Annotated in this window: 8 protein-coding genes and 1 tRNA gene; 4 read left to right on the top strand and 5 right to left on the bottom strand. The window is 40.6% G+C overall.

Going from position 1 to position 14,564, the window contains the following annotated elements:
- Positions 1–10 precede the first annotated feature (10 nt).
- Positions 11–3,154: a SusC/RagA family TonB-linked outer membrane protein gene (locus PQ469_RS25725; RefSeq protein ID WP_274210234.1), complete on the bottom strand. Its 3,144-nt coding sequence runs from the start codon at positions 3,152–3,154 to the stop codon at positions 11–13.
- Positions 3,155–3,678: 524 nt separating this feature from the next.
- Between PQ469_RS25725 and PQ469_RS25720 the strand changes: the two genes are divergently transcribed.
- Positions 3,679–3,915, top strand: a complete 237-nt coding sequence (locus PQ469_RS25720) for a hypothetical protein (protein ID WP_274210233.1) — start codon at positions 3,679–3,681, stop codon at positions 3,913–3,915.
- A 248-nt stretch (positions 3,916–4,163) separates the two neighbouring features.
- On the opposite strand, the gene PQ469_RS25715 is transcribed toward PQ469_RS25720, so the two are convergent.
- The 3 genes from PQ469_RS25715 to PQ469_RS25705 form a co-directional block, all read right to left on the bottom strand.
- Positions 4,164–5,039, bottom strand: a complete 876-nt coding sequence (locus tag PQ469_RS25715; protein ID WP_274210232.1) for an RNA polymerase sigma factor — start codon at positions 5,037–5,039, stop codon at positions 4,164–4,166.
- Positions 5,040–5,087: 48 nt separating this feature from the next.
- Positions 5,088–5,861, bottom strand: a complete 774-nt coding sequence (locus PQ469_RS25710) for an SDR family NAD(P)-dependent oxidoreductase (protein WP_274210231.1) — start codon at positions 5,859–5,861, stop codon at positions 5,088–5,090.
- 350 nt (positions 5,862–6,211) lie between these two features.
- Positions 6,212–6,285: transfer RNA gene (locus tag PQ469_RS25705), tRNA-Met, on the bottom strand.
- Positions 6,286–6,447: 162 nt separating this feature from the next.
- On the opposite strand from PQ469_RS25705, the gene PQ469_RS25700 reads away from it, so the two are divergent.
- From PQ469_RS25700 to PQ469_RS25690, 3 genes are all read left to right on the top strand, one after another.
- Positions 6,448–6,828 carry an START-like domain-containing protein gene (locus PQ469_RS25700; protein WP_090642033.1) on the top strand — a complete coding sequence of 127 codons (381 nt, stop codon included), beginning with the start codon at positions 6,448–6,450 and terminating at the stop codon, positions 6,826–6,828.
- 109 nt (positions 6,829–6,937) lie between these two features.
- Entirely contained in the window at positions 6,938–8,356 is a 1,419-nt protein-coding gene (locus tag PQ469_RS25695; protein ID WP_090642036.1) for an LptF/LptG family permease, read from the top strand.
- A 127-nt stretch (positions 8,357–8,483) separates the two neighbouring features.
- Positions 8,484–9,689, top strand: a complete 1,206-nt coding sequence (locus tag PQ469_RS25690; RefSeq protein WP_177183726.1) for a bifunctional 3,4-dihydroxy-2-butanone-4-phosphate synthase/GTP cyclohydrolase II — start codon at positions 8,484–8,486, stop codon at positions 9,687–9,689.
- Between the two features lie 232 nt (positions 9,690–9,921).
- Here the strand turns inward: PQ469_RS25690 and PQ469_RS25685 are convergent, their stop codons facing one another.
- Positions 9,922–14,307 carry a translocation/assembly module TamB domain-containing protein gene (locus PQ469_RS25685; RefSeq protein WP_274210230.1) on the bottom strand — a complete coding sequence of 1,462 codons (4,386 nt, stop codon included), beginning with the start codon at positions 14,305–14,307 and terminating at the stop codon, positions 9,922–9,924.
- Between the last annotated feature and the right edge of the window lie 257 nt (positions 14,308–14,564).

Raw genomic sequence — 14,564 nt, 5'->3', positions numbered from 1 at the left:
ATTTTATCCTTTAGAAATTAACATTTATACCTGCAGTCATCACCCGCACCTGTGGATATGCCTCGGCTCTTGTTTGATCAGAGGTTTGTTCCGGATCAAAGCCTTTGAATTTGGTGAATGTGAAAGCGTTTTGTATGTTGGCATATATCCTAAGCGAGCTTAAACCTATCTTCTTAATGGCAGCCGGACTTAAAGTATATCCCAATTCAATATTCTTAACCCGTAGATACGAGGCATTTTCCACGTAGAAGGAAGAGTGAATATTGTTTCTTACGCCATCCAATGTAACTCGGGGATAGGTATTAGATGGATTTTGTGGTGTCCACCTGTTTAACCACCAGGTACCAACGTTTGCAAAGCCGCTAAAAGGCGAAGCTATTTCATAGTAGGTATAACCCTGCATGCCTTGTACGCCTTGTAAAAACACCCCAAGGTCCAGACCTTTCCAGGCTACATTGAAGTTAAAAGCATAGGTTATGTCAGGAAATTGCTTACCTATGATTTTGCGGTCGTGGTTTTGGTCAACTACGCCGTCACTATTGAGGTCGGCATATTTAATATCGCCAGGTTGCGCGTTGTAATCGCTTACTTTAACTACACCCGGTTTAAGCGTATAACTACGGCTTGCGTACGGAATGGATGCATCGCTGTTGTTTTGCCATGTAAAATCAGAAATCTGGTAAATGCCCGTCATCTGGTAACCGTAGAATGAATTTATAGCCGAGCCCACAACAATCGCCTTTGGAGAGCTGTACTGCTGAGGCACGTTCATGCTGATGATTTTGTTGACGATGTGAGAAACATTGAAGGAAGTTCTTAATTTAACACCATTGCCAAACGTTGTTTTATAGGATATGCCAAGTTCAAAACCTTTGTTTTGCACTTCACCGGCATTAGCCATTGGGGCCGACTGCGCAATTGTTAGTGGTATCGGTTGGGTCAATAAGAGGTTTTTAGTCCTTTTATCAAAATAATCTGCAGTAATTTCAATGTTATTGTGGAAAGAGATGTCAAGCCCCAAATCTAATTGCTGAGCTGTTTCCCAGGTCAAATCTTTGTTGGTCATTGCCGTAACGGCAACACCCGAATAAAGCGTTCCGCCGAACGAATAATTCTGACCCGAACTCAGGATATCACTTCCATTATAGTAATTACTTATATTTTGATTACCTAAACGCCCCCAGGAGGCACGAATTTTTGCAAAATCAAGCCAGCTCACACTTTTCATAAAATCTTCTTTTGATAGTACCCAGGCTGCTGAGAATGACGGAAATGTTCCCCATTGTTTACCTTGTGCAAACCTGGAAGAGCCATCCCTTCGGATATTAGCTTCAAATAAATATTTTTCGTCAAACGCATAGTTTAAACGGCCAAAAAACGAACGGAGGCCGAGATCGTAACTGCCAGAGTTATTGGTTTGTGTGGCCGCATCGCCAAGGTTCAATACACGTTGCGTGTTGTTAACAAAATGTGAGCGAAAGCCGCTTTGCCAATCATAGGTAAACTCCTCTTCGTTGTAACCGCCTAATAAATTGAATGAATGACGGTTAATTGTCTTATTATATTTCAGTAACCCGGTAAGCAATGAGTGGCCGTCAGTCTCGTTGGTTACATTAAGGTCTGATGGCAATTGTGTAGTTGTTCCATTTTGGTTTTTCAGCGTTACATTGGCATGAAAAGCATTTGCGTTAGTGGAGATAACATTATAACCATAAGTAAGCTGCGCACTTAAACCGGGCAGAATTTTATATTCTGCTTCTGCCTGTCCACTAAAATTGTACCGTTTTGTCAGATTGGTGCTACCTTCTTTAATTTCCCCGTAGTAGTTACGTTCGCCGTTAACAGAAACCCAGTTTCCGCTTGCATCCTTAAGCGGATGTATAGGCGCCAGAGTGGAATACCATTCGGCATTCCAAAGATCGGTCGGTTCGCTTTTTACACCCAAATTCCCGGATACATTCCCGGAAACACGAAGCCTTTTATCTTTTAGATGGTAGGTATCGAGGTTGAGACGGAAGTCTGTTTTTTTGTAATTGGTTGCCACCAGGATTCCATCCTGATCCAGATGCCCCAGCATAAATGCATAATTGACGTTGTCGCTCCCTCCTGTTGCGCTTACACGATGGTTTTGCATATAGGCGTTTCCATAATAAACCTTGAAATAATTAATATCGGGGTATAATGGGTTGTTGTGCGCCGCGTATTTTTGAATTATCGAATCCGGATACGCCGGTGCCGATCCGGTATTTACAGCCGCCTCGTTGTAAAGCGTGGTATATTGAACAGAGTTTAATACATTGGGCAGCCTTGTCGGACTTTGAATACCGGCATATCCACTATAGTTAACACGAAGTTTGCCTGCTGATCCCCGTTTAGTGGTAATTAAAATAACGCCGTTTGCAGCACGATTACCATAAATAGCAGATGATGCGGCGTCTTTCAACACTGAAATTGATTGAACATCGTTAGGATTTACGTCGCCTATGCTGCCGGGAAAACCATCAACTAACACCAACGGGGAATTATCTCCAAAAGTACCTACCCCACGAATATCTATAACCGTGTTGTCATCTCCGGGTTTACCCGAACTTTGCAGTGCAAAAACACCGGAAACAGTGCCTTGTAAAGCCTGCCCGGTATTTGTCAGGGGCCTGCTTTCCAAATCCTTTGTATTTACAACGCCTACAGATCCTGTCAGGTTTTCCTTCTTCTGCGTTCCATAACCTACTACAACCACATCGTTCAGGGTTTTCATTGAAGGTTGAAGTTTTATTGCGATATCAGTCTTTCCGCTTACTGCAATTTCAACTTTCTCGTATGAGATATAGGTTACAACGAGTACGGCATTTTCCGGCACATTCGAAAGTTGAAAGTTACCCTTTAAATCACTCAGGGCACCTTTGTTAGTTCCCTTTATACTAATAGAAACGCCTACCAGCGGCTGGCCATCAATAGCGTCTACTACAGAGCCTTTTACAGTTATAGCAGCCTTAACAGGTGCTATTTGGGTAGTTATCGCCCTATTGTTGTGAGTTATTAAATTGGGGGTTAACGCGTTTGCGCCAATTGGCAATATAAATAATGCCAAAGTTTTAAACGTAGTGCGAACCCCTCTGGAATACAAATAATTTGGAAAAAGTAATTTTCGTTTCATAATTGGGTTATTAAAATTTAAACTGGTTAGTTCTGTGGGCAAGGGCAGTTATATGTTAATGCAGTTGGCTATTCCGCGGCGACAAACGTAATATTGGCATACAATGCAGCCCCCGGAGTTAACTATAACAAGCAATTGCCAGGGCCGGGAATTTATCCCGGCATTTTCGTCGATGTGTTTTAATAAGACGCTGGTGGCTTCTCTTTTTTCAAAGCATGCGCTGTTCTTGGAATTTTCCTCATGATGGTGTTTAATTAATAGAGTAATTGGTTAATATGAATCGTCATTTTGAGACGACCATTCAAGAGGGCAAAGTCTTTGAAAAACGCTAAAAACAAAAGGGGCTAACCTGCAAAAAAGAAGGGGCAAAAAGGGAGTTTTAGATTGAAAAAATACTTTTAGGCGGTTTCGCAGTGAAAATTTGTCTGGAAAAATGTAATGTATTCCATTCCACGTTATCTGTGATCTTTTGAGTTTCGCTATGCTGAAGTAAATGCCTTAAGTCTTCTCTATGAGCAAATTTCATGCGAACACTGCTGCCCCAAAAACAGTCGCTTTGTAAACCGGTGATTAATTTAAGGGAGATAATTTTGATGGAAAATATCAAACTGTTAAAAGACGAAAAAAGAGCAAGTCAATTGATTGAAAAACAGTCTGCTATAACATATTTGTTAGTTGTTTTAGAACCCCTTGCTTTAAAGGACTGGAATAGGATTGAATTATATCTGGTGCTGATTTTTAGTACTATATATAGTGGTTGAAAAAAAGAAGCCTTGAAATATGCATTTCAAGGCCGTTGTCTGCTTTAGTAGGCCTGACTGGGCAAATTTCGAACTTTTTCTTCGAGGATTTGCGTAAAACGGCGTTTTAGCTGGCAAAGCTCCAATGTATAAAGATCTGTTTGCCGATATATTTGGTCGGGGTGTATTAACCGGCCAGCGGCGTGAACGGACAACCCTATCGGCATTAACGAGCCTTTGCGCTTGCTAATCAGGACTGTAAAGCTTTCTCAGTTAAGGTTGAACATAGTTTTAATCTCACTATTAAATAATAAAGACTGAACAATCTCATTTGCAACTTCATGTTTTTCATAATTTTGTGCTTTAAAAAAGCTCATGTAGTTGTCCTCCATCAATTGGTCAAGTTCATCATTTATTTGAGGCGAGACCGACCGGATTGTTTCTATAGCTTCAGGCATAAATTTTCTCTGAGTCGGTTCCACTTTGCCTTCTTTAATAAACCCCATTGTTTTTTTATGACAACGGCAAGGATTGGTGGGATTCACCAATCCACACTTATTTTCCATAAATTGAAAAAGGTCAGCACGGGCTCTTGACAATTGTTTCCGGAAATTTTCCGGAGAAATTTGCAACAGTGGTGCAGCTACAGTAGATTTCATGTTAAAGATAGCTCCCAGTATAAAAATAATTCGTTGCTGTCTGTCCAAACAAAGCAACATGCCACTCATGCATTTATTCCTCGTATCATCAATCAAATCGCTATAAATGACCTGCTCTTCAACACTCATTTCTTCAGATGCATGCGCATTTTCGAGAAAATCACCAAGTTCTTCAAAGGAGGCCGTTTCCAGCCTCCTCTTATTGCCCTGGCTTTGGATGAAATGGTTGAAGACTATACGGTACAACCATGTTCTGAAACTGCTTTTGCCCTGGAATTGGCTTAATTTGGTCACCATTTTTATCAAACCTTCCTGGGTTAGATCAGCAGCATCTTCAGCATTTCGTACTAATCTCAGCGCGACATTATAAACAAATCGCTGATGCAGCTTAATCAAGCCTTCCAAAGCTGATTTTGATCCTTCCTGCGCCTCTTTTATAAAACGCATTTCCTCATTGGTATCATAAGTGACTAAAAAAGGATTCATCGTATTTCTATTGGAAGAAGACATGTTCAGAACATCTAAATTTAAGAATTAATTTCGTCCTGCCATAACGCCCCCGTCGACATCCCAAATGGCACCGGTCACCCACGATGCTTTTTCCGAAAGGAGGTATACAATTGTATTGGCCACATCTTCTGGTTTTCCATTCCGGCCGATCGGCTGAAATCCATTAAAACCTTTTAAAGCTTCAACAGCAGCTTCCTGCCCTCCAAAAACCTTATCATATACTGGTGTTTCAACGACTGCCGGAGACACTGCGTTAACCCTGATATTATATTGTGCAAGTTCCATTGCCAAATGCTGGGTTAAAGAGTGCAGCCCCGCTTTCTGCATTGAATAAGCAGATGAAGGTGTGGCCCTGACAGATTGCTTTGCCCACATTGAACCGATATTAACTATGGAGCCGTTTTTATTATTAGCCATTAGTTTGGCTACAGCCTGTGTTATAAAAAACAATCCTCTATTTAAATCAAGATAGGAATCATAGTCAATAGAAGTATGATCCAAGAATGGCTTTGGGCTAAAAATACCGGAAGCATTAACCAGATAGTCAACCCGGCTTATAGTATTGCCGAGCTGATTTATGAAATCAGCAGTTTGCAGACGATCTGTCAAGTCAACTTTGTAACCTTTAATATTTCCACTGCCAGACAATTCGTTAATAGTTTGATCTATTTTAACCTGATTTTTGCCAACAATAACTACTGTAGCTTCATTTTGTAGTAACAATGCCGTTGTGGCTTTACCAATTCCGCTTGATCCTCCAAGTACCAAGGCGGTTTTACCTTTAAATTCGTTTTCCATGTTTTCGTTTTATCATTAGACACCTTTATTAAAAAGTGTGACAACCGCCTGAAACAGTAAAGAAATTCGGAGTGATTAATAATACAACATTGTTCTACCCAATAAATGACACTAGTTCTATCCGGACGACTTTATAAAAATTAACCTAATGAGTATTCCTGCGCGGTAAGCGAAGTAAGCTATGTATAACATGAGCGTAAGGCTTTTTTAAAGTTTAAGTTGTAATAAGATATTTATTATCAATGAGTTGTGATTGAAATATTGATAATTAAATATTGTTAACGATTTTTCAGTGCCCGCTAAAAATGAAAAAGCCCGCTACGATTTATCGTAACAGGCTGATTTTCACGTAGCGGGGAGCAGGATCGAACTGCCGACCTTAGGGTTATGAATCCTACGCTCTAACCATCTGAGCTACCCCGCCGTTTTTAATTTAATCCTCTTTTTACATGGTTGTTAAAAAGAGCAGCCCTGTTTATAAAACAATGGGCTTCCTTAAAAAGGTTTGCAAATATAGCAGAAATTCGTTTTCTTTAGAAAAAATGTTAACATTTACTGCATAACCTGTTTTCAAGTATAAACCCCGATGTCCGAAAAAAAGAAATTTACTATTGAGTATGAGATAAAATCATCTCCAAGAATACTGTTCACTTTCCTAAATGAGCCTAACGGGTTAGCACAATGGTTTGCCGATGATGTAAATGTTCGTGACCAGGTTTTCACTTTTACCTGGGACGATGAACCGCAAAAAGCAAAGCTTATTTTAGTTAAAGAAAATAAGCTGGTTAGGTTTAAATGGCTTGAGGACGAGCCGCAATGCTATTTTGAAATGGAAATTTTGCAAGACGAACTAACCAATGATGTAGCCCTGAGCATCACCGATTTTGCAACGGAAGACCAGATCCCCGAACGAAAACTGATTTGGGATAACCAGATTGATTACCTCATTAGCGTACTGGGCGCGTAAGGCCAATTTAATTTTAGCTAATTTTGTATTACCAAACGCTAATTTTGCGTTAATGAAAATTAACCTGCACCGTTGCGCGTTTTTTATCCTGTAAATACAAATTGCCCCGATGAAAAAGATCCACCTTTTACTGCTTAAATCATTTATAAGGCCTTTTGTAAGCACGCTGTTCATCGTAATGTTTGTGTTGCTGATGTTGTTTTTGTTTAAATACATCGACGACCTTATAGGTAAAGGCTTTGCCTGGTATATCATCCTGGAGCTGATGATGTATAACTCGGCAACCAACGTGGCAATGGCGCTGCCGCTATCGGTATTACTATCAACCATTATGACTTATGGCGCACTGGGCGAAAATTATGAGTTGGTGGCTATTAAAGCTGCCGGCATTTCGTTACGCCGGGCAATGTATCCCATGATAATCGTTGTATCAGTATTAAGTATCGCTGCATTCTTCTTTTCAGATTATATGCTGCCGATAGCTAACCTGAAATATTACTCCTTATTGTATGATGCCCGGAAGCAGAAATCGGCCGATTTACTGCCCGAGATGATATTCAGTTCCAGCTTTCCGGGCTACACCATTCGCGTAACCAAAAAAGATCCAGATGGGCAAAGGCTGTATGGTATTATTATTTACAAAAAAAACGAGGAAACCAATAATACCGAAGTGACAATGGCCCATGAAGGTACCATGTTTCGTACTATGGGTGATAAGTTTTTGGTGCTAAAACTAAAGGATGGTGTAAATTATGTGGAATCAAAAAGCGACGGTGCCAACTATGATTTGCGGCAACGCTTCACCCGTTTCCGTTTTAAAGAAATGGAGCAAAAATTTCCGCTGGATGCCTTTAAAATTAGCCGCACCGATGAAAATGAGTTTAAGTCGGCATCGCAGATGATGAATTTGAGGCAGCTTAAATTTTTTGTTGATTCGAGTCAAAAGGCCACGGATGCCGCTGTAATGCTCAATTATAAGCTTATTACACCCTACATCAAGTATTTTAATTTACCGGCCAAATCAAAAGTGAAATATATTGCTGCCGATAAAGATGTACTAAAAAGTATGAAAATTGCAGATCAGCAGATGGCCTTATCAAGCGCTGCATCTGAAGTTCGGTCAGTAAAGGATTTTTTAAAAAACCGTGCCGATAAATATAATAACGATGCATCTACCATCCGCCGATATGATTCGGAAGTGCAAAAGAAATATACCTTATCCGCAGCATGTATCGCTTTATTTTTAATAGGTGCTCCCCTGGGCGCTATTATCCGCAAAGGTGGGCTGGGGCTTCCGGTGGTGATTTCGGTGATATTTTTCCTTATCTATTACATTATATCAACCATAGGCGAAAAATCAGTAAAGGCAGGTAATGTTAATACTGTATTTGGCATGTGGGTAGCTATTATTGTGCTAACGCCCATCGGGCTCTTCCTTTCCTATAAAGCCGCTACCGATTCGGTGATATTTGATATGGAGGCCTATAAAAGATATTTTAATAAAATCTTTAAACGCAAGGACGCCTGACACGCGCCCCGCCTCCAAAATCATTTTACATAGTACCGACCAGAATCATTTTAATATAGTTTAAATTTGTTTAAACTTTAATACATCATGGCACCCTTTTAGGCTTGCCATACGTAATATACACATAATGTTAAATACAATACAAGAAGCTATAGAAGATATACGGTCAGGGAAAATGATCATTGTGGTTGATGATGAGGACAGGGAAAATGAAGGTGATTTTTTAACCGCTGCCCGCAATGCAACCCCCGAAGCAATAAATTTTATGGTACGCCATGGCCGCGGCCTGGTTTGCGCACCTATTACGGTAGATAGAGCCCGCGAACTTGAACTGGAGCCAATGGTGAGTCACAATACTACGTCGCACGAAACTAATTTTACGGTCTCTGTTGATTTATTAGGGCACGGTTGTACAACCGGCATATCGGCTACCGACCGTTCAAAAACAACACTGGCATTAATTGACCCTGCCACTAAGCCCGAGGATTTAGGGAGGCCAGGCCACATATTCCCGCTTATTGCCAAAGATGGGGGCGTTTTGCGCCGGTCGGGCCACACCGAAGCCGCTATCGATTTGGCTGTTTTGGCTGGTTTTGAACCCGCCGGAGTTATATGCGAGATCATGAAAGAAGATGGTGACATGGCCCGCCTGCCCGATCTGCTGGTTATGGCAAAAGAATTTAACCTGAAAATTGTATCTATAAAAGACCTGATAGCATACCGTTTAAATGCCGAAACGCTGGTTAAAAAAGAGGTTTCGGTGAAAATGCCTACCGAGTGGGGCGATTTTGAAATGATTGCCTATACCCAACTGGATACCGGCGAAAATCACCTTGCCCTGGTAAAAGGTACCTGGGAGCCCGGTGAGCCTATTTTAACCCGGGTACACAGCTCATGTGTTACCGGCGATATCTTTGGATCATGCCGCTGCGATTGTGGGCCACAGTTGCACAAAGCAATGGAGATGATAAGCAAAGAAGGCAAGGGGGTTGTTGTTTACATGAACCAGGAGGGCCGTGGGATAGGCCTTATCAATAAGTTAAAAGCGTATCATCTGCAGGAAAACGGTTATGATACCGTTGAAGCAAATGTTAAACTGGGCTTTAAGATGGATCAGCGCGATTATGGCGTTGGGGCGCAGATATTACGCAGCCTTGGAATTTCAAAAATGAGGCTGATGACCAATAATCCCAAAAAACGCGCAGGCCTTATTGGCTACGGGCTGGAGGTTGTTGAAAATGTACCTATCGAAATAGCATCAAACCCACATAACGAATTATACCTGCGTACCAAACGCGACAAAATGGATCACGCCATTATGCGCGATCATTAAGATTATAGATGTGCAGATTACAGATGTGCAGATTTTAGATTACAGATGTGCAGATGCGGGGAAATTAGATAATAAAAAAGCAGGTTGATTAATGTCAGCCTGCTTTTTTTTGCATTAAAATCTGTCTTTTTTCATTTGCAAATCTTCAAATTACCAAATTTTCAAATTTTCTTCATCTGCACATCTGTAATCTGAAATTTGCACATCAATATTTCATCTGCACATCAATCTACTAATCATCGTCATCCGGTTTGGTAACAATAGGATTGGGGTTTGTTACCGGTAATGGTGTTACCGGGGCCTGGGTGCGTTTGCCGCTTCTGAAAAGGTTGCGGATAAACTCGCGGAAGGTGTCAAAATCCCGTTGATAAACTAAGCCCAACCCGTTTACATACTGTGGTAGTAACTGGTTATTTAAATTGTTTAAGGTGGTACTGTTTAATATCCGGTACGAGTACCTGGCAGTTAAGTTACCATCTTTCCTGATGCGATACAAGGCTTCAAAATCCTTATTAATATTGTTAAAGCTTTGATTGAAAAGTGTAGTGTTATTGTTGTTAAATAAATCGTTTGAGGCCGTGTTGGTAAACAAACTTCCGTTGAATGAAAGCCTGTCATTAAAGAAGCGAAGCGAAGCGCTGGCTTCATTAAACGAGCGGATGTTTAAATCAAAGTTTTTAATGTTTGATTGCGCTATCAGGTTATTTAGTTTATTAAAAGCGAATTCGGTAACGGCATCGCCGGCTGTACTTATTACCTGGTTGGTTAAACTGTTATTACTGCCCGACGAAAACTGCCTGCGCACAATAATGCTTAACGCCTGCTGGCTGCGGTTGTTATTATCAGACAGGTAAGTAGCCACATCATCCTTTACCGAAGGGTCGGTAGGGAAGTTAAAGTCAAAGTCGATAACAGGTAATAATAACGATTTGGTTAATATCAGCTCGGCCTGTACCAATACCTGCTTGTTGCCCTGCGGCGATTGCAAGCCCGCGGCCGTATATAACGGCGAACGATCTGTACGTACCTCATATAACGCTTTCAGGTTTATTTCGGCGTTTGCCGGGTTGCCTGTCCACCTGATTGTACCGCCCTGGCTTACTGTAAAATTTTTACTGATAAAGTTTTTGGCCGTAAATTCAAATTTGCCGGTGGTTATCAAAAAGTCGCCATACATTTCAAAATCGCCCAGGCTGTTAATGTTCAGCTTTAGGTTATTGGCCACGCCGCTGCCTTCCAGCAAACCATAATCGGTGGCTATTCTTACAACGGTTTTTTCATCGGCGGTTAAATCAAAATTAAGGGTTACACCATTAAATGCACGCTCTTTGGCAACAACCTTCGCGGTATCGCTATGACTTACAAATTTTATAAAATCATATTCGCTTGCTGTTGATGAGGTGTTAAGCGGGATATTGAAAATTGTGCCGGCCTCGGTACGCGCGGTTATATCAATCTTCATGTTATCAACCGGGCCTTTGAAACTAAAATTCCCGGTTCCGTATGCTGTGCCATAGTATACGTGGTTATTCTTAAATGTGGTATTCAATGCCAGCAGGTTTTTGGCAACAAGGTCAACCTCGATATCCGGGTTAGATGGGTTGTTCAAATCTATAGTGCCATTGGCAGTTCCTGTGCCGCCTCGCTTATCTTTAAGCACCATGTTATCTATCTTAATAATGCTGTTAGCCACGTTTACCCTGGTATTAACCGTATACGCTGTTTTTAAATAATTAACCGTTACTCCTGTATTTACCAAAGTCACATCACCGTTTAATTTTGGTTTCGACGGGCTGCCCGAGAGCTTCAAATTGGTAGAAATATTTCCTTTAACATCCGACACCAGGTCTTTAATGAATGGCTCAAAGATGATGGCCTCGGTTTGATTCATTTTTACATCAAAGTCCAGGTTATCTTCAGTGTCTTTACCAAAGGCGTATATCCCCGATAGGTTCATGGTTTCCAGGCCGCGGTTAACAATGTTTAATTTCATGTCGGCCTGTTTGCGGTCGTTATCCAGTGTTGATACCAATTTTACATTACCAATAAGCGTTTTGTTCATGGTAAGCGAATCGATAGTCAGCTTGGCATCAACACCTGGATCTGCGGTAATGGCGGTCATATTTACATCGCCATTGAGGTAGCCCTTTAAAAATATGCCCGATGTTTTGGTGAGCTGGTTAAGCGTACGCATGTTAAATTTCTCAAACGTGAGTTTTAATACATCAGTAGGGTTATCAGATATAAAGCCATTTATTCTGACCTTTTGATTTCCGTTTGATAACTCAAACCCCGTTACCTGTGTTTTGCCATTAAGTAGCCGGATGCGTACTTGCTCCTGTATTTTCCACTTTTCGTGCTCCAGGATCACGTCTGAGGGTAGTAGTTTTAATTTGGCTGTAGTGTCTTTGCCAAATTCAACCAGGCCGTAAAGATCCAGCTGGTTTACTGCGTTTTTATCGGATAGCTTAACGTTAAAGTTTAAACTATCGTTTTTAAGAAAGTTGGTTATGTTAATGTCCTTTATAAAAAGGCTGTCGGTCAGGTCAACCCTTTTTAGCGAAACGTTAAGTCCCAGCAAATTATCGGATGTGCTCTCGTCAATAATGAAATCATGAAAAACCGTTTTGCCAATTTTAAACGTTTTTATATAGCCCGATAGCGTAGCTGTTTTGTTATTGGAGTCAAAATGGCCCGTAAAATTCCCCTGATCAGGTATTTTTAATTGAGGTAAAAATATCGATGTCAGCGGATCGAGTTTTTTTAGGGTGAGGTTAAAATCAAACTCTTCTGGTTTAGGCGGTACAATAGTAGTTTGCAACGATGGAATGTACTTTTTAACAATGGTTTTAAAATACGATGGGAGGGTAGCAAGGTCAAAACTGCCTTTAATATTGGCATCGGCAAAGTCAGATTTGAGGGCTATTTCCCTGGCATTACCGCTGCCGCTGGCCGAAAGGTACAGTGAATCGGCCTGGTAATTATTACGTGGATCCACAATCTTTATCGGCGATAGCAAAATATTGCCCTGTAAATTTTTAAGGTCGTTGCCGCTAAACGTGGTTTTTAGCTGTGTACTAAGGGTGATGGTATCTTTTATCAGTTTTAAGGCGTTTAGTTTGGCATCCTTAATGGTGGCTGCTAAATCATACGCGGGCAGTTGGCCGTTTAGGTTTACCTTTCCTTTCAGGTCGAGCTTTATGTTTTTATCGTTAATGGTGATATGCCCGTTAGCAAGTTTTTTTATAAACGAGCCATTGATGGTAAGGTTATTATAGGTGTAATTATTAAAATCGATGTATTTAATTTTAGCATCGCCTTTTTCGCTCAAGGTTTTAAGGTCGTCGCCGCTGCCCTTTATGTTTGATGTAAACGTGGTGCGGCCCAGGCTGCTTTCATCAAGCAAGGTGCCCAGGTCAAAGTTAAAGGCATCCAGTTTGCCGCTGTAACTGGGGTTTCCTTTTTTGTCGATTTTTAAATTAATGTCCGAATCAAAACGGCCAAGCTTAGTTTTGAAAATACCGTAGGCCACAAAATCGTTTTGCAAACCGCTAAATCTGCCTGTGAAATTGACGTTACCAAACTTGTTGATAATATCAGGCACTTTTAGGTTGGGCTGGCCCGAAAAATGACTGATAAGATAATCGATATCCTTTTTGTTAGATGCTATCTGGTCAAAGCGCAGCTCCAGGAAGGTATTATCCCAATCGGGCAAACCTCTTAAATTAAAGTCGCCTTTTATAAAGGTAGCCTGGCCTCCGGTTATTGTAACTCCTTTTGATTTTATGTTACTAACCGTCCCGTGGGCACGACCGTCTAAACCAAGGTCGAAAGTTACTTTTTCAAGCCCGCTGGTAAAGTAGGCGATATCTGCCGATGATACCCGCGACGATTTAAAATCGCCATCCATATAAACCTTAGTGTTAAACTCGTCAAAATCGCTAAACGATTTAAATTTCATCCTGAAATAATCTTTCAAATCAGAATGCCCGGTTTTTAAATGAAGATTTTGTGCCAGTATCTGGTTAGTATCTATGGTAATATTTGATGTTAAATTCTTAACGTAAAACCCGCTTTTTTCTGCAAGGGTTAGCTTTTGAACATTGCCTTTAAACAGGTGGTTTTTGATATCCATATTTAAAACCACCGTGCTAAAATGTTTTACGTCAATATCGTCAAAATTAACCTGGGCCATTGCGGTATCAATCAGCTGGTTTTTGTACCGGAAGTGGAAGTTGTTAATGGTGATCTTATCAAAATTCAGCGTCCAGGGTTTGCTGGCGGTTGTTGCGGTATCGCCAGAGTTAAAATAGTTGATAATAAAATCGAGGTTGGTAGTACTATCCTTTTGTTTTTTCAGGTAAAAAGACCCGTTATCAAGCTCAATGGCCGAAAAAGTAATAAGCCGTTGTTTGATGCTGTTAAAAATAGAGAACCCATTAATATCTACTGCCAGCTTTGGGGTATTCAGCAGCGTATCCTTCTTTTTATCCAGTACATATAAGCCTTCAATAACTACGGTGCTAAAAGGCCTTATGTAAAGACTTTTTATACTTACTGTAGTACGCAATTCATCCGACAGATATTTGGTCGCTTTTTTAGCGGCCCATGTTTGCACGGGTTTATATTGAAAAGCCAATAAAAGTATGCTAAGTGTCAATAATATCAACAACACCAGCCCGAATACTATTTTGAGTGCTTTTTTAATAACTTTGCTTTTTATTTAGTGATTTAGCGAATTATTGAATTAGTGATTTAAAACTCATCAATTACAATTAAGGCATTGATTAGTTTGATGATCTTTTATTAAGATCGGAAAATTCAGCTAAACAGGAATTCACTAACTCACTAATTCATTAATTCAATAATTAAAAC

The organism is Mucilaginibacter sp. KACC 22773 (genome assembly GCF_028736215.1).
GTDB lineage: Bacteria > Bacteroidota > Bacteroidia > Sphingobacteriales > Sphingobacteriaceae > Mucilaginibacter.
Note: the sequence above shows the minus strand (reverse complement) of the source record. Positions and strands in the feature narration are given on the sequence as shown.

What these genes read in the sequence shown, in the direction of transcription:
- PQ469_RS25725 (WP_274210234.1), bottom strand. Translation starts at nt 3,154, where the DNA reads ATGAAACGAAAATTACTTTTTCCAAATTATTTGTATTCCAGAGGGGTT.
- PQ469_RS25720 (WP_274210233.1), top strand. Translation starts at nt 3,679, where the DNA reads ATGCGAACACTGCTGCCCCAAAAACAGTCGCTTTGTAAACCGGTGATT.
- PQ469_RS25715 (WP_274210232.1), bottom strand. Translation starts at nt 5,039, where the DNA reads ATGAATCCTTTTTTAGTCACTTATGATACCAATGAGGAAATGCGTTTT.
- PQ469_RS25710 (WP_274210231.1), bottom strand. Translation starts at nt 5,861, where the DNA reads ATGGAAAACGAATTTAAAGGTAAAACCGCCTTGGTACTTGGAGGATCA.
- PQ469_RS25700 (WP_090642033.1), top strand. Translation starts at nt 6,448, where the DNA reads ATGTCCGAAAAAAAGAAATTTACTATTGAGTATGAGATAAAATCATCT.
- PQ469_RS25695 (WP_090642036.1), top strand. Translation starts at nt 6,938, where the DNA reads ATGAAAAAGATCCACCTTTTACTGCTTAAATCATTTATAAGGCCTTTT.
- PQ469_RS25690 (WP_177183726.1), top strand. Translation starts at nt 8,484, where the DNA reads ATGTTAAATACAATACAAGAAGCTATAGAAGATATACGGTCAGGGAAA.